Source organism: Microbacterium sp., from assembly GCF_036566905.1.
Classification (GTDB): domain Bacteria; phylum Actinomycetota; class Actinomycetes; order Actinomycetales; family Microbacteriaceae; genus Microbacterium.
The window spans coordinates 1-20,612 of sequence record NZ_DATCVK010000238.1; the positions used below are offsets into that span (position 1 = coordinate 1).

Below are 20,612 nucleotides of genomic sequence, written 5' to 3' on the forward strand. Positions count from 1 at the left end.
GCCGCGTCGCAGGCCCCCACCGTTGAGCCGACAGCCGGCGCCTCGGGGGCCACCGCTCCGCGCCCGACCGCCGCGCCCGAGTCGAAGCCGGCCGAGACGCCGACGTCGACATCGCAGGTGCACGCCGACCCCCGCCCCGAGCGTGTCGGACCCCTCACCGGTCCTATTCCGCAGCCGACGGCATCCGATGTCGACGAGTTCGAGGCCGCCTCGCGCCTGTTCGCCTTCACCGGCGAGACTCCTGTGCAGAACGCGGAAGCTGCCGACGAGGCCGAGCCCGAAACCCACGCCGAGCCCGCCCGGCACACCGCTCCCCGCCGCTCGCCGGCCCGCCGTGGTGCCGCCTTCAAGCGCGTCGCGACCGCGTCGTTCTCGGTGGGCGTCTTCGGCATCGTCGGCCTCATGGCCGTCGGCATGACGACACCGGCCGAGGCTGTCGCCGCGGTCAACGGCACCGACGCGTCGCTGTCGGTCGTCGCCGTGGGCGACAACACGGTGCCGGTGATCGACGAGGCCGAGATCCAGGCGTACGTCGCGCCGGGTGACGCGCAGAACGACACGCTCCAGCGCACCGAGAACTACACGACCACGACGACCGCTCAGCTGGCGTCCGAGGCCGGGATCAAGAACTTCTCGAACCTGTTCCACAACAACCCGAACTCGAACATCCAGTGGCCGTTCGCGGTCGGCGTGACGATGTCGTACGGGTTCGGCATGCGCTCGGGTCGCATGCACGAGGGCATCGACTTCACGCCGGGCAACGGCGCGCCCGTGCAGGCCATCGCGGGCGGCACGGTCCGCGTCGCATCGGAGGCCGGCGGCGCCTACGGCGTGCACGTGATCATCGACCACATCATCGACGGTCAGCTCGTCTCCAGCCACTACGCGCACATGCAGTACGGGTCCCTGCAGGTCACCCCCGGCCAGCAGGTCACGGTGGGTACCGTGATCGGCCACACGGGCAACACCGGACGCTCCTACGGCGCCCACACGCACTTCGAGATCCTCAAGAACGGCACCACCGCCATCGACCCCTGGCCGTGGCTCGAGGAGTACACCGACGGCACCCACACGGTGGGCTGACCGGTTCGGAAGGATGCCGCGCCTCTGGTATCCTCTTCTAGTTGCCTGCTCGCAGGCAGCACGCCCCGATAGCTCAGTGGCAGAGCACTTCCATGGTAAGGAAGGGGTCGTCAGTTCAATCCTGACTCGGGGCTCGCAGCATCCATTTCATTCACCACGGATGCCGTGCGGCAGGGTAGCTCAGTTGGTGAGAGCGCACGACTCATAATCGTGAGGTCGCGGGTTCAAGCCCCGCTCCTGCTACGGACAGCCCCGGAATCTCGCCGATTCTCCGGGGCTTTCTTCTTGCGCCGATGGCGTCAGGGCTCGGCGAGCGCTTGCTCGAATGCCTGGCTGGCTTCCATGACGTTCTGGCCGCTCCGCTGGCGGAAGGCGGCACCTGGCGTGCGGTCGGGTCGCAGGCCACCTCCTGAGTGCCTGTCAGCGATGGGCCGGGGCGGGGCCGGACGACTCGCGCACGACCACGTGCGGTACCTCGATGTGCACGGGCCGAGGAGCAACCCCCTCGATCTGCCCGATGAGAGAGGCGACCGCCTCTCGCCCTCGCGCCGCGTGGTCGACTCGCAGCGTCGTCAGCGGCGGATCGATGTACGCCGACTCGGGGAGGTCGTCGATGCCGACGACGCTGACGTCGCCCGGAACGCGCAGGCCTCGTCTCTTCAGGGCGAGGATGGTGCCGATCGCCATCTGGTCGTTGGCGACCACATAGGCGGTCGCGTCGGGGAGAGCCTCGAGGCCTGCCAAGGCCTCGAAGCCGGACCGTGCTGACCAGTCACCGGCCAGCTCGCCGGCATGGGCCAGACCCAATTCGTCGACCGCCGCTGCGAAGGCGCGCGCCCGGTTGCGGCCGGCAGACCAGTTCGCCGGGCCGCTCACATGGGCGACCCGGCGGTGGCCGAGGCCGCGCAGGTGGGCGATGAGGGCGGGGATGCCGACGCGGGAGACATCGGTCTTGGCCAGACGGGTGTCGTCGGCCTCGGTGTGGACGAATGCCGGCGTGGTGAAGCGGGCGGCATCGAAGGCGCGGACCATCTCATCCGTCGACGCGAGGGCGAGAACTCCGGCCAAAGAGTTCGGCCCGATCAACGCGAGCGTCTTCTCGATCGAGTCGCGGTCGTGGGCGTCCAGAGAGATCAGGTCGAGCAGGTAGCCCGACTCCCGCGCCTCCATCGTCGCGCCGTGCGCGGTGAGGCTGGGGCCGGTCTCCGTCTCGTCGTGGACGAGGGCGCCGATCCGGTGGGGGCGCCCCGACTTGAGACTCCGGGCGGAGAGGTTCGGCTGGTAGTCGAGCTCGGCGAGCGCTGCCTCCACGCGGGCCCTGGTCTCGGGGCGGATTCCCGAGAAGCCGGTCAGGAATCGGCTGACCGTCTGGTGCGAGACGCCGGCGACCGCAGCGACGTCGTAGATCGTCGCTGCCCGCCCTGACGCGACGGGCGTCGGAGGTTGCGGTTCGGTCACTTCAGTCACGGTTCCTCGATTGTCGCTTGACATCGCGATGTTATCGGAAACATACTGACCCGGCACCCATGTTTCCGAAAACATGCCCCTACGTCACGACAACGGAGTTACCCATGCAGCTCGCCCGATCCGGCATCCTCTTCGGCGCCGCGTACTACGCGGAGTACCACCAGTCGGATCGCGTCGAACTGGATCTGGACCTGATGAAGGCCGCAGGCTTCACCGTCATCCGCGTCGGTGAGTCGGTGTGGTCGACATGGGAGCCGCGTGACGGCGAGTTCGATCTGGAGTGGCTGCAGCCGGTGCTCGACGCTGCACACGCACGCGGCATCGCGGTCGTGCTGGGCACTCCGACCTACGCGGTCCCGCCGTGGCTGCAGAGCGCCTACCCCGAGATCGCCGCCGAGGTCGGCACCGGCAGGCCGATGCCCTGGGGCGCGCGACAGGAGGTCGACTACTCGCACCCCGCGTTCCGCTTCCACGCGGAGCGCGTCATCCGGGCCGTCGTAGGCAGGTACGCCGCACATCCCGCGGTGATCGGCTTCCAGGTCGACAACGAGCCCGGCATGGTGCTCTTCCACAACCGCGGCACGTTCCGGCGGTTCGTGCGGCGACTCGCGGCGAAGTACGGCGACGTCGACACGATCAACCGCGAGTGGGGCCTCACCTACTGGTCGCACCGGCTGTCCGACTGGTCCGACCTGTGGACGCCGGATGGCAACTCGCTGCCGCAGTACGACCTGGCCTGGCGTCGATACCAGGCGGAGCTGACGAGCGAGTTCATCGCCTGGCAGGCCGACATCGTGCGCGAGTACGCGACGCCCGAGCAATTCGTGACGACCTGCATCGCCTACCCGCGTCCGGGACTGGACGACGAGAAGCTCGTCCGATCGCTCGACATCACGGCGGGGAACCCGTACTACGCGATGCAGGACCACCTGGACGCGACGAAGGATCTGGCCCCGATCACACCGTGGACGACCAGCGGGGTCGCATCGCTGTTCCGCCAAGCGGACCGGTTGTTCTCCTCCAACCAGCGCAGGTTCCTCGTCACCGAGACCGATGCGCAGTCCATCGGCGGCTCGGACTTCAACATGCCGCCCTATCCCGGCCAGCTGGCCCAGGCGGCGTTCGCCTTCGTCTCACGCGGTGCGGCGATGATCGAGTACTGGCACTGGCATTCGCTTCCGTACGGCACCGAGACGTACTGGGGAGGCATCCTGCCTCACAGCCTCCAGCCAGGGCGGGTCTACCGTGAGCTCGCGGAGGTCGGTGCGGGCCTCGCGGCGATCGGCGATCTGCTCGACGGATACGAACCGGACGCGGACGTCGCGCTCCTCTGGTCGAACGATTCGCGCTTCGCGCTGGAGTTCTTCCCGACCTTCCCCACCGCAACGGGGGAGCCGGATCGCGACTCCTACGCCCGCATCTTCGACGCGTACCATCGCGGCGTCATCGACAGCGGTGCGCAGGCGCGCGTCCTGCATCCCGATCAGGCGCTCTCATGGGGTGCGAAGGAACTGGCTCAACGGTTCCCGGTTCTCATCGCGGCCGGTCTGTACGTCGCCACGGATGACCACCTCGAGCTCCTGCGCGAGTACGCGGCCGCCGGAGGCCACCTGATCGTGGGCATCCGCACCGGATACGGAGACGAGGAGGCTCGCGCCCGGGTGGCTGTCGCGCCGGCGATGCTGTCGGATGCCGCCGGCGTCAGCTACGAGGAATTCTCCAACCTTCAGGAGGCGCTGCCCGTCTCCTCGGACGCGGCCCTGCCGCTGTCCGAGGGTGCGACCGCGACGATGTGGGCGGATGGCCTCCTCCCGAGCGGCGCCGACACCCTCATGCGCTACGAGCACCCCCGCTTCGGCGACTTCGCCGCGGTCACGTCGCAGGAGCATGGCGAGGGGCGGATCACCGTCGTCGGCACCGTCCCCTCTGCCGCTCTGGCGGCCGACATCCTGCGCTGGGCCGCGCCGACCCTCCATGCCGACGCGATCGTGACGGCGCGCGCGCTCCCGGTCACCGTGAGCTCGGGCTCGCTCCCCGACGGCCGGCGCGTGTGGTTCCTCTTCAACTGGAGCGGCGAAGCGCAGGCCTTCACTCCCCGCGTCGACCTGGAGGACGCCGTCACGACGGAGCAGCTGACGGCGGGCACCGAGATCTCCCTTCCGGCGTGGTCCACACGCTGCCTGGTCGGAAGGTGAGCACCCAGGGGATCTCTCGATCCCACCGAGAAGAAAGAGCAATCATGAAGAAGGCACGCAGAACAGCAGCGACGCTGACCGTCGGCGCGGCCACGGTCGCGGTGCTCCTCACCGGGTGCGCCCCGGGCGAGGATGACGGCGCCGCGCAGGGACCGATCACACAGGATCAGATCGACGAGGCGATGAGCACGCCGACGGAGCTCACGTTCTGGACCTGGGTCCCCGACATCCAGAACGAAGTCGATCTCTTCGAGGCGAAGTACCCGGACATCAAGGTGAAGGTCGAGAACGTCGGCCAGGGGCTGCCGCACTACCAGAAGCTGCGCAGCGCGATCGAGGCGGGCGAGGGTGCTCCGGATGTCGCGCAGATCGAGTACCAGTACATCCCTTCGTTCGTCCTCCCCGAGTCCCTTCTGGACCTCGCGCCGTACGGCGGTGACGACCTCTCGGACGAGTTCGTCGGCTGGGCGTGGAATCAGGTCTCTCCCGGCGACGAGGTGTGGGCGATCCCGCAGGACGTCGGCCCGATGGGCAACCTCTACCGCGAGGACATCCTCAACGCGGCGGGGATCACCGAGCCGCCCGCCACGTGGGACGAGTACGCCGTCGCCGCCCAGGCAGTCAAGGGCACGACCGGCTCGTACATCTCCAACCTCGGCGCCACGCAGGCCGGCCAGATGATCGGATTCTTCTGGCAGGCCGGTATCAAGCCGTTCGGCTATGACGGACAGGAGACCGTCTCGATCGATGTCAACAGCGCCGAGGCGAAGAAGGTCGCCGACTACTGGACCGAGCTCATCCAGGCCGATCTGATCTCCACCGACGTGGACTTCAACGACACCTGGTACCAGGGGCTCGCCAGCGGCAAGTACGCCGGGTGGCTCACCGCGGCGTGGGGGCCGATCTTCCTCCAGGGCACGGCGGCCGACACCTCGGGCCTGTGGCGTGCGGCACCGCTGCCGCAGTGGTCGGAGGGCGATCAGGTCTCGGGCAACTGGGGCGGTTCGTCCGACGCGGTCCTCGCCTCCAGCGAGAACCCGATCGCCGCGTACGAGCTGGCCAAGTTCATCAACACCGATGCGGAGTCGTCGATGAAGCTGGCGACGGAGCAGTTCCTGTTCCCGCCGCAGGTGTCGGTGCTCGAGGACCCGGCGTTCGTCGACCAGGAGTCGGAGTTCTACGGGGGACAGAAGGTGAACGAGCTGTTCGCCGAGATCTCGCAGACGGTCGACACCGAGTTCCAGTGGCTGCCGTTCATGGACTACGTGTACTCCACGTACGAAGAGACCATGGGCACGGTGATCGCGGCCAAGGGCGACATCGGCGCCGCCCTCGACACCTGGCAGGACCAGCTCGTCTCGTACGCAGAGGACCAGGGCTTCACCGTCGAGTGAGGTCGGCGGCGCCCGCCGCGCGCGGCGGGCGCCGCCTCCGAACGGCACCGAGTTCGGTGAACGGCGCTCGACGCCGGCCCGCCGCATCCATCGAAAGGAGACCCCGTGGCCAACGCATCAGCGCTGCCTGCCGCGCGTCCCGCACCCGCGCCGAAGCGGCGCGTCAGCCCCGCCAAGCGGAAGCAGTATCGAGCCGCATACCTCTTCCTCTTGCCGTTCTTCATCGTGTTCATCACGATGCTCGTGATCCCCCTGGTCTACGCGGGCTACCTCAGCCTGTTCGAGAGCAAGCTCATCGGCGGCGACGTGTTCGCCGGCCTGGCCAACTACGTCCGCGCGCTGACCGACTCGCAGTTCCTCGCGAGCCTCGGCCGGGTGGCGCTGTTCTTCGTCGTCCAGGTGCCGATCATGCTCGGCCTGTCTCTGTTCTTCGCGCTCGCGCTCGACACCGCGCGCGCTCGCGGGTCGAAGGGCATCCGGCTTCTCATCTTCATGCCCTACGCCGTTCCCGCCGTTGTGGCCACCCTGATGTGGGGCTACCTGTACGGTCCCGACTTCGGTCCGATCGCTCAGATGGCGCGCGCCGTCGGGTTCGGCACGCCCGACTTCCTCTCGCCGGAGAACATCCTGGGTTCGATGATGAACATCGTCACGTGGGAGTTCGTCGGCTACAACATGATCATCATGTACGCGGCGCTGCGGTCCATCCCCGGTGAGCTGTACGAGGCGGCCGAGATCGATGGTGCCGGCCAGTTCCGTCTCGCGTGGAGCGTCAAGATCCCCGCGATCCGCCCCGCGATCCTGCTGACCGTGATCTTCTCGGTCATCGGCACGTTCCAGCTCTTCGCCGAGCCGAGCCTGCTCAACGCGATCGCACCTGACGCGATCACCAACTCCTTCACGCCGAACTACTACGCGTACAACCTGGCGTTCATCAATCAGGAGCTCAACTACGCCGCCGCCATCGCGTTCCTTCTCGGGCTCGTGATCGCCGTGCTCTCGTACTTCGTGCAGCTGGGCACCGAGCGAAGCGCCCGTCGCGAGCGGAGGGGGCTCGCATGACCGCCACCGAGACCCGCACGATCGTCACGGGCCGTGCGACCCGCAGCGGGCGACGCGGGGGGAACCGCCATTTCGCACCGGAACGGCGACGCAGCCTTCCGCTCACCATCGTGCTGTGGCTGTGCGTGCTGTACTTCGTCCTGCCGCTGTGGTGGCTGTTCGTCTCCGCGACCAAGGACAACTCGGCACTGTTCTCCACCTTCGGGCTGTGGTTCGCGCCAGAACTCTCCCTCTGGGAGAACCTGCAGACGCTGTTCACGATTCGCGGCGGACTGTTCGTCCGATGGCTGCTGAACACCGTGGTCTACGCCACGGTCGCGGCCTTCGGGGCCACCGTGCTTTCGGCTATGGCAGGGTACGCCTTCGCGAAATACGACTTCCCCGGCAAGAAGGTGCTGTTCAGCTCCACGCTCGGCGCGATCATGATCCCGCTGACAGCCCTGGCGCTGCCCACCTACCTCCTGTTCTCGCAGGCGGGGCTCACAGACACGCCGTGGGCCGTCATCATCCCGTCGCTGGTGAGTCCGTTCGGGGTGTACCTCATGCGGGTCTACGCCGCCGACGCCATCCCCGACACGCTCATCGAGGCCGCGCGGGTCGACGGCGCGGGAGAGTTCCGCACTTTCTGGCAGGTGAGCCTGAGGATGCTCGGCCCGGGGCTGGTCACGGTCTTCCTGTTCTCCCTCGTCGCGACGTGGAACAACTACTTCCTCCCGCTCATCATGCTCAACTCGTCCGACCTGTACCCGATCACCGTCGGTCTCGCACAGCTCCAGGCGGCGGCATCGGCGGGCGGAGGCACACAGGCCCTGTTCTCCACTGTGATCACGGGGTCCTTCGTCTCGATCCTGCCCTTGATCGTCGCCTTCCTCTTTCTGCAGCGGTACTGGCAGTCCGGACTTGCTACGGGAAGCGTCAAGGGGTGAACCTGGCGCGCGTGATGCGGTCCTGCGGGTGCACAGCAACTCACGACGGTCACCGTGATCGAGGGGAGTTCCGCCAGTACCTGGGACACCCGACACTGCCACCGATCCCGCCGCGGTGATGGCATGGATGCAGGAACGAAAGGGCACCCACATGATCGACCTCACCCTGAACAACGGCGTCACCCTGCCCCCCATCGGACTCGGTGTCTTCCAGAGCCCGCCCGAGGAGACCGCTGCCGCCGTCGAGAGCGCCCTGCGCGTCGGGTACCGGCACATCGACACCGCCGCGGCCTACGGCAACGAACGACAGGTGGGGGAAGGACTCCGCTCCTCCGGCGTCGACCGCGACGAGGTGTTCATCGAAACCAAGGTGTGGGTCACCGACTACGGCTACGACCAGACCCTGCACGCCTTCGAGAAGTCCACGCGCAAGCTCGGCGTCGATACCCTCGACCTGCTCATCCTGCATCAGCCGATCCCCAGCCGGTTCGACAACACCGTCGCGGCATACAAAGCACTCGAGACGCTCCTCGCTGACGGCAAGGTGCGGGCGATCGGGGTGAGCAACTTCATGCCCCACCACCTCGAGCGACTCCTCGCCGAGACGGATGTCGTCCCGGCGGTGAATCAGGTCGAGCTGCACCCGTATTTCGCCCAGCCCGACGTGCAGGTCGCCGACGCCGCGCACGGCATCCTCACCCAGGCGTGGTCGCCCATCGGCGGGATCACCTTCTACCCCGGGCCGTGGGGCGACGAGCGGCGCTCCGTCATGCAGGACGACACGATCGCCGACATCGCGAAGGCGCACGGCAGGAGCCCCGCGCAGATCATGCTGCGGTGGGGGATCCAGCACGGCCGCTCGGTCATTCCCAAGTCCACGAACCCGAGCCGGATCGCGGAGAACTTCGACGTGTTCGACTTCGACCTCGCCGGCGAGGAGATCGCCCGCATCGATGCGCTCGACACCGGCGTCCGGGGCGGACCCGATCCCGATGAGCCCCGCGAAGCGTTCTTCACCCGGCAGATCCCCGAAGCGTGACCCGCGAAACAGAGAAGGAGAACTCCCGCGCGACGACCGGGTGCCCACCCGCAGCGGGCTGACCTGGACGCCGGTGCATCCGAGTGGCCCTCGCCACCTCGAACGGGGCGAGGGCGTCGATGATGCCGCGCCGACCGACGATCCGCAGTTTCCTGATCGGGCCAGATCGAAGACGAGCATGTCGGGGAGCAGGGCCCTCGGTGTCGTAGCGTCGAGGTGTGAGGCGCAGCGGCATCTACGTGCAGGCGACGATCGCCGCCGACCTCGAGGCTGTGTGGGCGGCCACGCAGGACCCGGAGCAGCACGTCAGGTGGGATGTGCGGTTCACGCGGATCACTCCGACCGGACTGACGGATGCCGGTGCCACGGCCTTCTCGTACGAACGGCGTGTGCCGTTCCACCGCATCAGCGGCACCGGTGTGAGCATCGGCGAGAAGCAGCGCGCGGACGGCGCCCGCACCTCCGCGCTGCGGTTCCACACGCACGATCCGCTGTCGCCGATCCGGGAGGGGCGCGGGTACTGGCGCTATGTCCCGCACGACGGCGGGATCGCCTTTGTCACGGGTTACGACTACACGCCGGGGTGGGGAGTGCTGGACGTCGTGGTCCGTCCCTTCCTGGGCTGGGCCACCGCCTGGAGCTTCGACCGGCTGCGCATCTGGCTCGAGACCGGGGTCCCTCCGGAGCGATGGCCGTTGTGGAGCGCGCTGTGGTGGTGGCGCCCGGATCGACCTCGCGCCGGCCGCTGCCGCCGCGCGCCCGCGTCCGGCCGGCGCCGCGCGGACCATCTGCAGAACGCGCCGATGACCCTGGCCGCCCTGCCCGACCCCGGAGTACGCGCATGACCTCCATCTTCGAGCGGGCGCTCGGCGACGACTTCGGCCGCCTGCATCCCATGATGAAGCGACGGTTCGGCGTGGGCCTGGACTCCGCGGAGGCGTGCGTGGGCAGGGGAGTGATGACGACCATCCGGCGGGGGCCGTGGTGGACCATCCCGTTCCTGCAGGTCGGGCGCCTGCGGAACATCCTGATCCCCGACATCGGTGCCGACGTCCCGTTCGTCATCGAGAACTATCCCTACCGCGACCCGCTCGGCCGGGAGACCGTCACCTTCGTGCGCGAATACCGCATCGGCGCGCACCGGCGAAGATTCGACGCCACGATGATCCTCGATCAGGACCGGATCGTGGACTACCTCGGCACCCACCAGCACCTCGCGGTCGATCTGCAGCTGAGCGTGGACCAGGACGGCGGGCTGCTGCTCACATCGGGCGCGCAGCGGTTCTACGAGGGCCCGATCGGCTTCCGGTTCCCGATGATCTTCAGTGGGCGCGCGCGATTGCGCGAGTACTTCGACGACGCCGACCAGCGGTTCCACGTCGACCTCGAAGTCCACAACCGCTGGTTCGGGTTCCTGTTCGGCTATCGCGGCAGCTTCGAGTGCGAGTGGATGCCGGCCACCGACGCGCCCGAACGCCTCAAACCCCGCCGGCACGAAGCCCGGGTCTGAGGCGCGCCGCCATCGCGGCGCGGCGCCCTGCGGCCAGCCCTCTTGTCAGGCGGTCGCGCGGGATCCGCCTCGCCGTGCGGCGAGGTACTCCGGCGGCATCCCGGGACCGATGCGGATGCCGATCTCGTCGGCCGGTACCGTGCCGCATGTCTCGCAGGCTGCAGCCGCGTGGACTTCTCCGTCGCAGACGGTGTGCCGGTACAGGATGGGCGGGTCGATCGGCGAGGCCCATTCGTCGCCCCACTCGGTGAGGGCGATGAGGGCGACCGCCAGCGCGTGGCCCTTCGGCGTGAGCACGTACTCGGCTGCGCCCCGGTGGTCCATGATGCCGCTCGCCACGAAGGACTCGAGGCGCGACGTGAGCACATTGGTCGCGATCCCGAGGTTGTGCTGGAAGTCGCTGAACCTGGTCACGCGCGCGAACAGGGCGTCGCGGATGATGAGCAGGCTCCACCGCTCTCCGACGAGTTCGAGCGACCGTGCGATGGAGCACACCTGAGAGTCGTACGTCTTGCCCAGCATGGGTCGAATCTAGCACTTGCGTGATGCAAGTGGTGACGGCTAGGATCGCTTGCATCACGCAAGTCGACCGACCGGTCGCGAGCAGAGGAGCACGGACATGACTGCGAACTTCACGACGACGATCACGGTCGACGCCTCGCCGCAGAAGGCGTACGACGCGATCAACGACGTCTCGAGCTGGTGGGGACGGATCACAGGCTCGACCACCGCCGTCGACGACGAATTCGTCTACGTGGTTCCCGGACTGCACTACAGCGGATTCCGGGTGACCGCCCTCGAACCCGGCCGACAGGTCTCGTGGCTGGTGACGGGGAGCTACCTCGACTTCGTCGCCGACAAGCAGGAGTGGAACGGAACCACAGTCCGCTTCGACATCGCCGACGTCGACGGGCGCACGCAGGTGACCTTCACGCACGACGGCCTCACCGCGGACGACGACTGCTACGAGGTGTGCGCCAACGCATGGGGCATGTTCGTGAACGGGAGTCTCAAGGCGCTCATCGAGACCGGGGCAGGGGCGCCGTACATCTTCGGCGGCGACGAGGCGCTGACGACCGATGACCACGACGAGCTTCATCGTCAGGTGGCGACCGCGGGCGCTCGGAGCAGGGCGGTCTAGCCGACGCGTGCCGGTCGCAGCGGTCCCATCGTCGACGTGAGTCGCCTGCGCCGGGCGTGTATCGCCCCGGTGTCGGCGGGTGCCGTTACGGTGAGACGCGGAGGGGACATGAAGACGAAGAGATTCGCCCGCACCTCGTCGCGACTGCCGCGTCGAGGTCACGTGCTGGTGACCATCACGGTGGTCGACGAGAACGGATTCACCTCCCAGTACGAGACCGTGGAAGCGCCTGTCGGCGCCCTCCGCGAGGGCGTGGCAGCGATTCATCTCGCTGCGGTCGAGGCGGGCGCCGACGCCGGCTCCGCGTCCGCCTGACTTCTCGCCATCTGCGCTTGTGTGCTGCTTTCACGCGTCCTAGAATCGAACATAGATTCGATGAAGGAGAACAACATGCGTATGGCTGCCCGAGAGGATGTTCAGGTCTGGTGCGAGCGCGAGCGGCCGGTGCGTCTGGTGGTCGAGGGGGAGCGGTGGCGCATCATCGACACGCCGACACGATCTGACGGCGGGCGGCTCTTCCAGAGCTGGCGGTTCACCGCCCGCAGCGATGTGGATCACCGCACGCGCGTCATGGATGTCGAAGAGGTGGACGGGCACTGGATGCTCGTCGCGTCCTGGGAGTGACCCGAGGCGTGTCGAACCGCTCTGCGGAGCCGGAAATGAGAAGTTCGGCAGAATTTCTCACTCCGGAGAGTGCCGCGCCCCTTGAAACCTGAATCGTGCGTCAGGTATCGTCCCGCAGAGCGGCTTCCCCCGAGCCGCTTCCGCGCTCTACAAGGAGGTACCAGCGCATGGCATCCACCCCGGAATCCCCCGCGCCGATGAAGCAATCGAGTCTGCGGCGGGTCGTCACGGCCTCGATGGCCGGCACCGTCGTCGAGTGGTACGAGTTCTTCCTCTACGCCACCGCGGCGACGCTCGTCTTCAACAAGATCATGTTCCCGCCGTCGGACGACCCCTATGCGCCGATCATCGCCGCGTTCGTGACGTACGCCGTCGGCTTCATCGCCCGCCCGCTCGGCGGCATCGTGTTCGGCCACTTCGGCGACAAGTACGGACGCAAGAAGCTCCTGCAGCTCGCCATCATCCTCGTGGGCGTGGCGACGTTCCTGATGGGATGCCTGCCCACGTTCGACATGATCGGCTACTGGGCGCCGGCGCTCCTGGTCGCACTCCGCTTCGCGCAGGGCTTCGCGGTCGGCGGTGAGTGGGGCGGTGCGATCCTCCTCGTCGCCGAGCACTCGCCCGACAGGACGCGCGGATTCTGGGCGTCGTGGCCGCAGGCCGCGGTGCCGATCGGCAACCTCGTGGCGACCGTGGTCCTCCTCGTCCTCAGCCGTACGCTGACCGAGGCGCAGTTCCTCTCCTGGGGGTGGCGCATCGGCTTCTGGCTGTCGGTCGTCATCGTCGCGATCGGCTATTACGTCCGCACCCGCGTCACCGACGCGCCGATCTTCCTCGAGGTGCAGAAGGAGGTCGAGCAGTCGAAGGCGGTGCGGTTCGGCGTGCTCGAGGTGATCAAGCGGTACCCGCGCGGGGTGCTGACCGCCATGGGCCTGCGCTTCGCCGAGAACATCATGTACTACCTCGTCGTCACGTTCTCGATCACCTACCTGGCGGTGGCACTCGAGGTCGACACCTCCGAGATCCTCGGACTGCTCGTCATCGCGCACATCGTCCACATGATCGTCATCCCGCTCATCGGCGGCCTGACCGACCGGCTCGGGCGCAAGCCGGTGTACATCATCGGCACGATCGGCGCGGCGGCCTGGGGCTTCGTGGCCTTCCCGATGTTCGACACCCGCAACCCGGTGATCATCGTCGCGGCGATCAGCCTCGGGCTGTTCATCCACGCCTTCATGTACGCACCGCAGCCCGCGATCATGTCGGAGATGTTCCCGACGCGCATGAGGTACTCGGGCGTCTCGCTCGGGTACCAGGTGACGTCGATCGTCGCCGGCTCGCTCGCACCGATCATCGCGACCGCCCTCCTGGCGAGCACCGGCTCGTACGTGCCCGTCGCCGTCTACCTGGCGATCGCGGCGGCGATCACGCTCGTGGCTGCCGTGTCGCTGCGCGAGACGAAGGGTTCGTCGCTGCACGAACTCGACCGCCTCGACGAGGAGAAGCTGGCCGCCGAGAAGGTGACCGCCGACGCCTGACCGGTCCGAGACCAGGAACGCCCCGCCACTCGTGGCGGGGCGTTCGCCGTCCTCGGCGATCGAGCCGCAGGGATTCAGACGCCCTGGCGTCTTGTCGGGGCCATCGCCGGCGCCCTGCGGAACACCAGCACCGTCGTGATCGCCAGGATCACGATGCCGATCGACTCCACGATGACCGTCTCGGGCACGAGCATGAAGTCCCACGTCTCGGTGATGCCGAAGAGTCCCACCGTCAGCGCGAGGATCAGGGAGAGCAGCGTGGCGATGAGGAACAGCAGGCTCAGCACCGTCGCCAGCTGCAGCAGCCGGCCGCGGAGCACCAGGATCGCGATCGCGAGCACCAGCGCCGCGAGGGCATTGAGGACGAACATCACGCCCAGGATGCCGCCGACGCCGTTGAAGACCAGGAACAGATGGATGGCGCCCGCCGCGAGGAGGGCGATCGCGCTGAGGATGCGCATGGTCCAGAGCACGCGCCCGGCGGTCTCGGTGGATGCGGTGGTCATGGTGCTACCTGCTCTCCGGTGGAGGTGAGGTCGTCGAGGCCTTCTCGAGGGAAACGAGCGCGCGACCGCTGAGGTTCAACCGGACGAGCCACGTGACGTCGCGACCGAACGACTCGAGCATCAGCAGCAGCGCCGCAGCCGCGACGGCCAGATTCGCCTCCGGCGGCAGCACCTGCGCCGCGACGACGGTCAGGGCGATGCCGCAGACGGCGGTGACGACCTTGCGCCAGTACCGCGGCGGCAGCGTGTGGCGCATCCACGGCAGCACCACGCCGGCGACCACGAATGCGTACCGCATCAGGCCGATCGAGAGCACCCACCAGCCGACGTGCCTCACGTCGTACACGCACAGCACGAGCAGCAGGAACGCGTCGACCTCCATGTCGAACCGGGCGCCGAGCTCGCTCTCGCTCGCCGTCCGGCGGGCGACGTATCCGTCGACACCGTCGAGCACGAGAGCGCAGGCGACGAGCGTGACGAACAGCACGGTGGATGCCGCGCCCTCGAGCGCTGCGACGGTCAGCGCCGTGACGAGGCCGACGAACATCGAGCGGGTCGCGGTGACCGCGTTCGCGGGCCCGAACCGGAGAGCGCCCCGACGGCGGAGCCCGACCGTCAGCAGCACGGTGGACACCACCAGGTAGGCGAGTCCGAGCGCCCTCGCCGTCGGAGACAGCGGGACGGCGGCGCCGATGGCGACCAGTCCTCCTGCGCCTGCTGCGACCCACCACCAGGGGACCCACTGAACTTTTCCCATGTGTGCTCCGTGTACTCCCTATGGCGGTCACGGGGGACACGACGCAGATACCCGCGGCGGTTCATCCCGATCCCGCGGATGCCGCGCGCGCATGGTGGACGATCGGCCCCGGGCAGGGCGAGTTCCGGTCGGAGTCGCTGCCCGGCGCATCCGACAACGAGGCCTCGGTGCGGACCCTCTGGACCGGCGTGAGCCGCGGCACGGAGGGGCTCGTCGCGCGCGGCGAGGTGCCGGCATCCGAGCGGGATCGCATGCGGGCGCCGTTCCAAGGCGGGGACTTCCCGTTCCCGGTGAAGTACGGCTACCTCAACGTCGGCACGGTCGATGACGGCCCGGCGCAGCTCGTGGGCCGCACGGTCTTCGCCCTGGTCCCGCACCAGTCGCGCTACGTCGTTCCCCTCGACGTGCTCGTCCCGGTGCCCGAAGGCGTTCCGCCCCGCCGGGCCGTCCTGGCGGGCGCGGTCGAGACCGCGGTCAACGTGCTGTGGGATGCGACTCCGCTGATCGGTGACCGCGTGGTCGTTGTCGGCGCAGGCATGATCGGCTGCGCCATCGCGCGCGTGGCGTGCGGCATCCCGGGCGTCGAGGTGACCCTCGTCGACGTCGACCCGGCGAAGGAGCAGCTCGCTCGAGCGCTCGGTGCGGAGTTCGCACTCGCCCCGCCCGAGCCGCAGCCCGAGGCGGATGTCGTCATCGAGGCGAGCGGCAGCGGAGCGGCGCTCGAGCTCGCCCTGCGACTGGCGCCCACCGACGGCGAGGTGATCGTCGCCAGCTGGTACGGCAGCCAGCCGGTGCCGATCACTCTGGGCGCGGACTTCCACTCGCGGCGACTCACGATGCGCTCCAGCCAGGTCGGTGCGGTGTCAGCGCGTCGGCGGTCCACTCGCACGACACGCGATCGCCTGGCCGTCGCCCTGCGGCTGCTGGAGGATCCGGCGTTCGACCTGCTGCTGGGCGGCACATCGTCCTGGCGACAGCTGCCCGAGATCACCGCCGCGCTCGCCGCGGGCACGGCCGGGGAACTCTGCCACACGATCGATTGGAGCACCGCATGACGTTCAGCGTCACCGTCCGCGACCACCTGATGATCGCCCACAGCCTGCACGGCGACGTCTTCGGACCGGCGCAGCAGCTGCACGGCGCGACCTACCTGGTCGATGCCACGTTCCGCGCCGACGAGCTCGACGCCGACGGGGTGGTGGTCGACATCGGCCGCGCAGGCGACCTGGTGCGCGACATCGTCGGCGCGCTGACCTACCGAAACCTCGATGACGAGCCGGACCTCCGCGGCGTCAACACCACAACGGAGCGGTTGTGCCAGATCGTGGGCGACCGGCTGGCGGCGCGCGTGCGCGACGGGGCGGTCGGAGCGGCGCGGCTGACAGGCATCGCGGTCACCCTCCACGAGTCGCACGTGGCCTGGGCGTCATACGAGGTGCCGTTGTGACGAGCGGCCCCTCGGTCCGCTTCCTCGTCCCGGAAGGGGTCGACGATCCGCGGCGCGTGAGCGGCGGCAATGTCTACGACCGGCACATCCGCGACGGGCTGCCCGCCCGCGGCTGGACGGTGGAGGCTCTCGAGGTGGCGGACGCCGGGGGAGCGGCATCCGCTCTCCGCGGTGCACCCGACGACGCGTTGGTGCTCGTGGACGGACTCGCGGCGGGCTGGGTGCCGGCGGTTCTCGAAGAGGAGGCGTCGCGCCTGCGGCTGGTGGTGCTGGCGCACATGGTGGTGGCGGAATTCCCCGATGCCACGGATGCCGCAGTGGATGCCGAGCGCCGCGCGCTGGCGGCCGCCCGCGCGGTGATCGTGACGAGTCGCTGGACCGCCGGCGAGCTGGCCCGGCGCGGACTGACCGATCCGTCGCTGATCACTGTCGCCGTCCCCGGTGTGCAGCCCGTCCCTGCCGGCGCGCCGGGGTCCGACAAGGACCTGCTGTGCGTGGGCGTGCTGGCGCCGCACAAAGGGCAGGACATACTGCTCGACGCGCTCGCACGGCTGCGAACGCCGGACTGGACGTGCGCGATCGTCGGGTCGTCCGAGCCGTTCCCGGGGTTCGCCGCGGACATCGCCGAGCGTGCGGCTGCCTTCGACGGCCGCGTGCAATTGACCGGTGTCCTCGACGAGGACGGCCTCGCCGCGGCGTACGGCCGGAGCGCATTGCTCGTCGCGCCGTCGCGGGTCGAGAGCTGGGGCATGGCGATCGCCGACGCGCGAGCGAGGGCGATCCCGGTGGTCGGCTCCGAGGCCGGCGGCATACCCGACGCGCTCGCCGGTGGGGGCGGCGTCCTCGTCCGTCCCGACGACCCGGCTGCGCTGGCCGACGCCTTGGAGGCATGGATGTCGGACCCGGCGCTGCGGGCACGACTCCGGCGCGAGGCCGTCACGGCCCGCGCCTCACTGCCGACGTGGTCCGACACCGTCGCACACGTCGCCCGGGCTCTGGAGGCGGCATGACCTCGATCTCGACGGCGACCGCCGGCTGGCTCGCGCTGCGGGCGCCGGCCGACGATGCCGCGCGCTCTCGGGAGCTCGCACACGAGCTCGCCCGCATGCTGACCGCGGCCTCTCCGCCCGTGGTGCTGCACGACCTCGGGGCGGGGACCGGATCGATGACCCGCTGGCTCGCGCCGCGGCTTCCGGGCCCGCAGCGGTGGGTGCTCCGCGACGGGGACGCCGACATCGTCGAGCACCTCGACCTCAGTGCGGTCGCCGACGCCGCCGGCCGTCCCATCGACGCGCAGGTCGTCGTCGAGGACCTCGCCGAGCTCCCGATCGACGCCTTCCACGGCGCATCGGCGGTGACGGCATCCGCTCTCCTCGATGTGATCACACGGGCAGAGGCCGCCCACGTCGTCGCGGCGTGCGTCGCCGCCGGCACGCCCGCTCTTTTCAGCCTCACCGTCACCGGGGCGGTGCGGGTGCGGCCGTCCGAGGCGCACGATGCGGTCGAGCGTGACCTCGGCGCCGCCTTCGACGACCATCAGCGCCGCGACGTCGACGGGCGGCGGATGCTGGGGCCCGACGCGGTCGCCGTGACCGCGGGTCTTTTCGCCGACGCGGGCTGGCACGTGCGCCGAGCGGCGACACCGTGGCGCCTGAAGCGGCGGGACAGCGCCCTCGTCGCCGAGTGGCTGGACGGGTGGGTCGATGCCGCCGTCGAATGGCGGCCGGAGCTCGCCGAGGACGCGGAGGGGTACCGCCGTCGTCGTCAGGCGCAGGCCGCGGCGGGCCGGCTGCGGGTCAGCGTGTCGCATGAGGACCTGCTGGCGTGGCCCGGCTGAGGAGCATGCCCCCGCGACTGCGGACGGCGGCGCGGATCGCGGCGGCGGTCGCGGTCGTGGTCGCGACGGCCGCCGTGGTCGGCGCCGCACCGTTCGTCGAAGGACTCGCCTCCATCTCGCCGTGGACGATCCTCGCCGCGGTCGCGCTCGCGGCGGTCGCGACAGCCGCTGCCGCCTGGCGGTGGCGGATGGTCTCGACGGGGTTCGGTCTGCCGCTGGCGTGGGGCGACGCGTTCACCGCGTACTACCGCTCCCAGTTCGTCAACACCGTGCTCCCCGGCGGCGTGCTGGGCGATGTGCAGCGCGCGTACGTGCACGGGAGCGACCACGACCGGCTGGACCTCGCCGCGCGCGCGGTGGCGGCCGAACGCATCGCCGGTCAGCTCGTGCAGATCGTGCTGACCCTCGCGATCCTGCTCCCGCTCGGGCTGACCTCGCCGCTGGCGCCGCTGGCGTGGCTCAGTGGAGGCATCGTCGTGCTCGCGCTCGTCGCCGTCGCCGCGGTGGCGTTCAGCCGGCGGGGGCGCTCGCTGCTCGGCCGCGAGTACCGCCTGCTGCGGCCTGTGGTGTCCCGGCCGCTGACGCTGCTCGCGATCACCGGTGCGTCGGTCGTCGTCGTCGCCGCGCATGCGGCCACCTTCGTCGTCGCGGGTCTGGCGGCGGGGGTCCACGCCGGAGTCGCCGAGCTCGCGCTCGTGGCGCTGATCGTGCTCGGTGGGGCGGCGATCCCGCTCAGCATCGGGGGATGGGGGCCGCGCGAGGCGGTCGCCGCCGCCGCCTTCGCCCTCGCGGGGCTCGGTGCTGCGGCAGGCGTGGCCGTCTCGACGGCGTTCGGCGTGCTGACGGTCGTCGCGGTCGTCCCCGGCGCCATTGCCCTGCTGGCGGACCGCTTCCGTTCCCCGCGGCGGAGGGGCATCATCGGGAGGAGGAGATCCGTATGAGCGAGCGACCCTACGTGACCCTCAGTTGCGCGATGTCGATCGACGGCTACCTCGACAGCGCCGAGCCCCACCGGCTGGCGATGTCGAACGCGGCCGACCTGGACCGTGTCGACGACGTGCGTGCCCTCCATGACGCGATCATGGTGGGCGCGTCGACGGTGCGCCGGGACAACCCCCGCCTGCTGGTGCGGGATGCCGCCCGCCGCGCGCGACGCCTGGCCTCCGGCCGTCGGGAGTCCCCGGCGAAGGTCACCGTGACGGCGAGTGGCGACCTGGCCCCGGACGCCGCGTTCTTCACGACGGGGGAGGGGCCTCGCATCGTCTACTGCCCGCAGGACCGGGTAGCGGAGCTGCGGCGACGGCTGGGGGATCGTGCGACCGTCGTCGGAATCGGCGACGACTGCGTCATGATGGCCGCACTGCTCGATGATCTCGCTGCTCACCGGGGAGTGCGGAGCCTCATGGTGGAAGGCGGCGGCACTGTGCTGACGCAGTTCCTCGGCGCGGATCTCGTCGACGAGCTCCATCTCGTCATCGCCCCTTTCTTCGTCGGCGAGGCGCGGGCGCCGCGTGTCGTGGGGCCTGCGGCCTTTCCGTGGACGGCCTCGCGCCGCGCCCGGCTGGCCGACACGTGCCAGATCGGCGACGTCGTCCTGCTTCGCTACGCCCTCTCCGATCGGTTCGGCATGCTCGAGGATCAGAGCACTGAAGCCGGACGAGAATCCGTCGCCGCCGAGATTCCGTGAGGACCTCGCCGGGCGGCCGGGCGCGCCGGGCATGGCGGGGGCGCGTCGCTATCGCGGCATCCGTCGTCCTGCTCGTCATCCTGCCGCTCGTGCCCGGCGTCCTCGCGACGGGGTCGGCGCTGGCTCTCGTGCGGATCCCGGCCGAGTCGATCGTGATCCTGCTCGTCCTGGCCGTGACGCCATGGCGCCCGCTGCGCGTCGCGCTCGCCACCGCGTTCGGGCTCTTCGTCTGCCTGGCGGTGGCGCTCGCGGCCATCGACCTCGGCTATGAGGCGGCGCTCGGCATCCATTTCGTGCCGCTGGACTGGCTGCAGCTCGGCGACGCCTACGGTGTCGTCGCGGCGGCGATCGGCGGCGCGCCGGCAGCTGCTCTCGTCGCGGCGGCCGCGGCCATCATCG

The 20,612-nt window shown here is 69.5% G+C and carries 23 protein-coding genes and 2 tRNA genes; 21 read left to right on the plus strand and 4 right to left on the minus strand.

Annotated features, from left to right (window positions below):
* The 3 genes from VIP82_RS21855 to VIP82_RS21865 all read left to right on the plus strand — a co-directional run.
* On the plus strand, window positions 1-1,083 hold a 1,083-nt coding region (locus tag VIP82_RS21855; RefSeq protein WP_331912545.1), incomplete at its 5' end, for a M23 family metallopeptidase.
* A 62-nt stretch (window positions 1,084-1,145) separates the two neighbouring features.
* Window positions 1,146-1,217: transfer RNA gene (locus tag VIP82_RS21860), tRNA-Thr, on the plus strand.
* Window positions 1,218-1,252: 35 nt separating this feature from the next.
* A tRNA-Met gene (locus VIP82_RS21865) sits at window positions 1,253-1,326 on the plus strand.
* A 177-nt stretch (window positions 1,327-1,503) separates the two neighbouring features.
* Here VIP82_RS21865 and VIP82_RS21870 read toward each other — a convergent pair.
* Window positions 1,504-2,541 carry a LacI family DNA-binding transcriptional regulator gene (locus VIP82_RS21870; RefSeq protein ID WP_331912546.1) on the minus strand — a complete coding sequence of 346 codons (1,038 nt, stop codon included), beginning with the start codon at window positions 2,539-2,541 and terminating at the stop codon, window positions 1,504-1,506.
* 113 nt (window positions 2,542-2,654) lie between these two features.
* Between VIP82_RS21870 and VIP82_RS21875 the strand changes: the two genes are divergently transcribed.
* The 7 genes from VIP82_RS21875 (at window position 2,655) to VIP82_RS21905 (ending at window position 10,676) form a co-directional block, all read left to right on the plus strand.
* Entirely contained in the window at window positions 2,655-4,745 is a 2,091-nt protein-coding gene (locus tag VIP82_RS21875) for a beta-galactosidase (RefSeq protein ID WP_331912548.1), read from the plus strand.
* 44 nt (window positions 4,746-4,789) lie between these two features.
* Window positions 4,790-6,139 (plus strand): ABC transporter substrate-binding protein, encoded by a 1,350-nt coding sequence (locus tag VIP82_RS21880; RefSeq protein ID WP_331912550.1) that lies wholly within the window; start codon window positions 4,790-4,792, stop codon window positions 6,137-6,139.
* Between the two features lie 105 nt (window positions 6,140-6,244).
* On the plus strand, window positions 6,245-7,201 hold the full coding sequence (locus tag VIP82_RS21885) for a carbohydrate ABC transporter permease (RefSeq protein ID WP_331912552.1): 957 nt from the start codon (window positions 6,245-6,247) through the stop codon (window positions 7,199-7,201).
* Window positions 7,198-8,127: a carbohydrate ABC transporter permease gene (locus tag VIP82_RS21890; RefSeq protein WP_331912554.1), complete on the plus strand. Its 930-nt coding sequence runs from the start codon at window positions 7,198-7,200 to the stop codon at window positions 8,125-8,127. Before VIP82_RS21885 ends, VIP82_RS21890 begins: the two co-directional genes overlap by 4 nt.
* Before the next feature lie 151 nt (window positions 8,128-8,278).
* The gene (locus VIP82_RS21895) at window positions 8,279-9,166 is read left to right on the plus strand and encodes an aldo/keto reductase (protein WP_331912556.1); all 888 of its coding nucleotides are present in this window, start codon (window positions 8,279-8,281) and stop codon (window positions 9,164-9,166) included.
* Between the two features lie 218 nt (window positions 9,167-9,384).
* A complete protein-coding gene (locus VIP82_RS21900; RefSeq protein ID WP_331912558.1) occupies window positions 9,385-10,011 on the plus strand; it encodes an SRPBCC family protein in 627 nt (208 codons plus the stop codon).
* Window positions 10,008-10,676, plus strand: a complete 669-nt coding sequence (locus tag VIP82_RS21905) for a DUF4166 domain-containing protein (protein ID WP_331912560.1) — start codon at window positions 10,008-10,010, stop codon at window positions 10,674-10,676. The genes VIP82_RS21900 and VIP82_RS21905 overlap by 4 nt, the downstream gene beginning before the upstream one ends.
* Before the next feature lie 45 nt (window positions 10,677-10,721).
* On the opposite strand, the gene VIP82_RS21910 is transcribed toward VIP82_RS21905, so the two are convergent.
* Complete coding sequence (locus VIP82_RS21910; RefSeq protein WP_331912562.1) at window positions 10,722-11,198, minus strand: winged helix-turn-helix transcriptional regulator; 477 nt, start codon at window positions 11,196-11,198, stop codon at window positions 10,722-10,724.
* Between the two features lie 97 nt (window positions 11,199-11,295).
* Between VIP82_RS21910 and VIP82_RS21915 the strand changes: the two genes are divergently transcribed.
* The 4 genes from VIP82_RS21915 to VIP82_RS21930 all read left to right on the plus strand — a co-directional run bounded on the left by VIP82_RS21915 (window position 11,296) and on the right by VIP82_RS21930 (window position 13,979).
* Window positions 11,296-11,817, plus strand: coding sequence for an SRPBCC family protein (locus VIP82_RS21915; protein WP_331912564.1), 522 nt, complete (start codon window positions 11,296-11,298; stop codon window positions 11,815-11,817).
* Window positions 11,818-11,925: 108 nt separating this feature from the next.
* On the plus strand, window positions 11,926-12,132 hold the full coding sequence (locus VIP82_RS21920; protein ID WP_331912566.1) for a hypothetical protein: 207 nt from the start codon (window positions 11,926-11,928) through the stop codon (window positions 12,130-12,132).
* A gap of 75 nt (window positions 12,133-12,207) precedes the next feature.
* The gene (locus tag VIP82_RS21925) at window positions 12,208-12,441 is read left to right on the plus strand and encodes a hypothetical protein (protein WP_331912569.1); all 234 of its coding nucleotides are present in this window, start codon (window positions 12,208-12,210) and stop codon (window positions 12,439-12,441) included.
* 167 nt (window positions 12,442-12,608) lie between these two features.
* Window positions 12,609-13,979: an MFS transporter gene (locus tag VIP82_RS21930; protein WP_331912571.1), complete on the plus strand. Its 1,371-nt coding sequence runs from the start codon at window positions 12,609-12,611 to the stop codon at window positions 13,977-13,979.
* Window positions 13,980-14,053: 74 nt separating this feature from the next.
* Here VIP82_RS21930 and VIP82_RS21935 read toward each other — a convergent pair whose 3' ends face one another.
* Window positions 14,054-14,485 (minus strand): hypothetical protein, encoded by a 432-nt coding sequence (locus tag VIP82_RS21935; RefSeq protein ID WP_331912573.1) that lies wholly within the window; start codon window positions 14,483-14,485, stop codon window positions 14,054-14,056.
* 4 nt (window positions 14,486-14,489) lie between these two features.
* A complete protein-coding gene (locus VIP82_RS21940; RefSeq protein ID WP_331912575.1) occupies window positions 14,490-15,242 on the minus strand; it encodes a CDP-alcohol phosphatidyltransferase family protein in 753 nt (250 codons plus the stop codon).
* A gap of 20 nt (window positions 15,243-15,262) precedes the next feature.
* Between VIP82_RS21940 and VIP82_RS21945 the strand changes: the two genes are divergently transcribed.
* The 7 genes from VIP82_RS21945 to VIP82_RS21975 form a co-directional block, all read left to right on the plus strand.
* The gene (locus VIP82_RS21945) at window positions 15,263-16,297 is read left to right on the plus strand and encodes a zinc-dependent alcohol dehydrogenase (protein WP_331912577.1); all 1,035 of its coding nucleotides are present in this window, start codon (window positions 15,263-15,265) and stop codon (window positions 16,295-16,297) included.
* Complete coding sequence (locus VIP82_RS21950; protein WP_331912579.1) at window positions 16,294-16,689, plus strand: 6-pyruvoyl trahydropterin synthase family protein; 396 nt, start codon at window positions 16,294-16,296, stop codon at window positions 16,687-16,689. Before VIP82_RS21945 ends, VIP82_RS21950 begins: the two co-directional genes overlap by 4 nt.
* On the plus strand, window positions 16,686-17,699 hold the full coding sequence (locus VIP82_RS21955; RefSeq protein WP_331912581.1) for a glycosyltransferase family 4 protein: 1,014 nt from the start codon (window positions 16,686-16,688) through the stop codon (window positions 17,697-17,699). Before VIP82_RS21950 ends, VIP82_RS21955 begins: the two co-directional genes overlap by 4 nt.
* The gene (locus VIP82_RS21960) at window positions 17,696-18,526 is read left to right on the plus strand and encodes a class I SAM-dependent methyltransferase (RefSeq protein WP_331912583.1); all 831 of its coding nucleotides are present in this window, start codon (window positions 17,696-17,698) and stop codon (window positions 18,524-18,526) included. The genes VIP82_RS21955 and VIP82_RS21960 overlap by 4 nt, the downstream gene beginning before the upstream one ends.
* A gap of 5 nt (window positions 18,527-18,531) precedes the next feature.
* On the plus strand, window positions 18,532-19,467 hold the full coding sequence (locus VIP82_RS21965) for a lysylphosphatidylglycerol synthase transmembrane domain-containing protein (protein ID WP_331912585.1): 936 nt from the start codon (window positions 18,532-18,534) through the stop codon (window positions 19,465-19,467).
* Window positions 19,464-20,213: a RibD family protein gene (locus VIP82_RS21970; RefSeq protein ID WP_331912587.1), complete on the plus strand. Its 750-nt coding sequence runs from the start codon at window positions 19,464-19,466 to the stop codon at window positions 20,211-20,213. Before VIP82_RS21965 ends, VIP82_RS21970 begins: the two co-directional genes overlap by 4 nt.
* Window positions 20,210-20,612, plus strand: a 403-nt coding sequence (locus tag VIP82_RS21975; RefSeq protein ID WP_331912589.1) for a hypothetical protein, incomplete at its 3' end; no start/stop codon positions are given. The genes VIP82_RS21970 and VIP82_RS21975, both read left to right, overlap by 4 nt.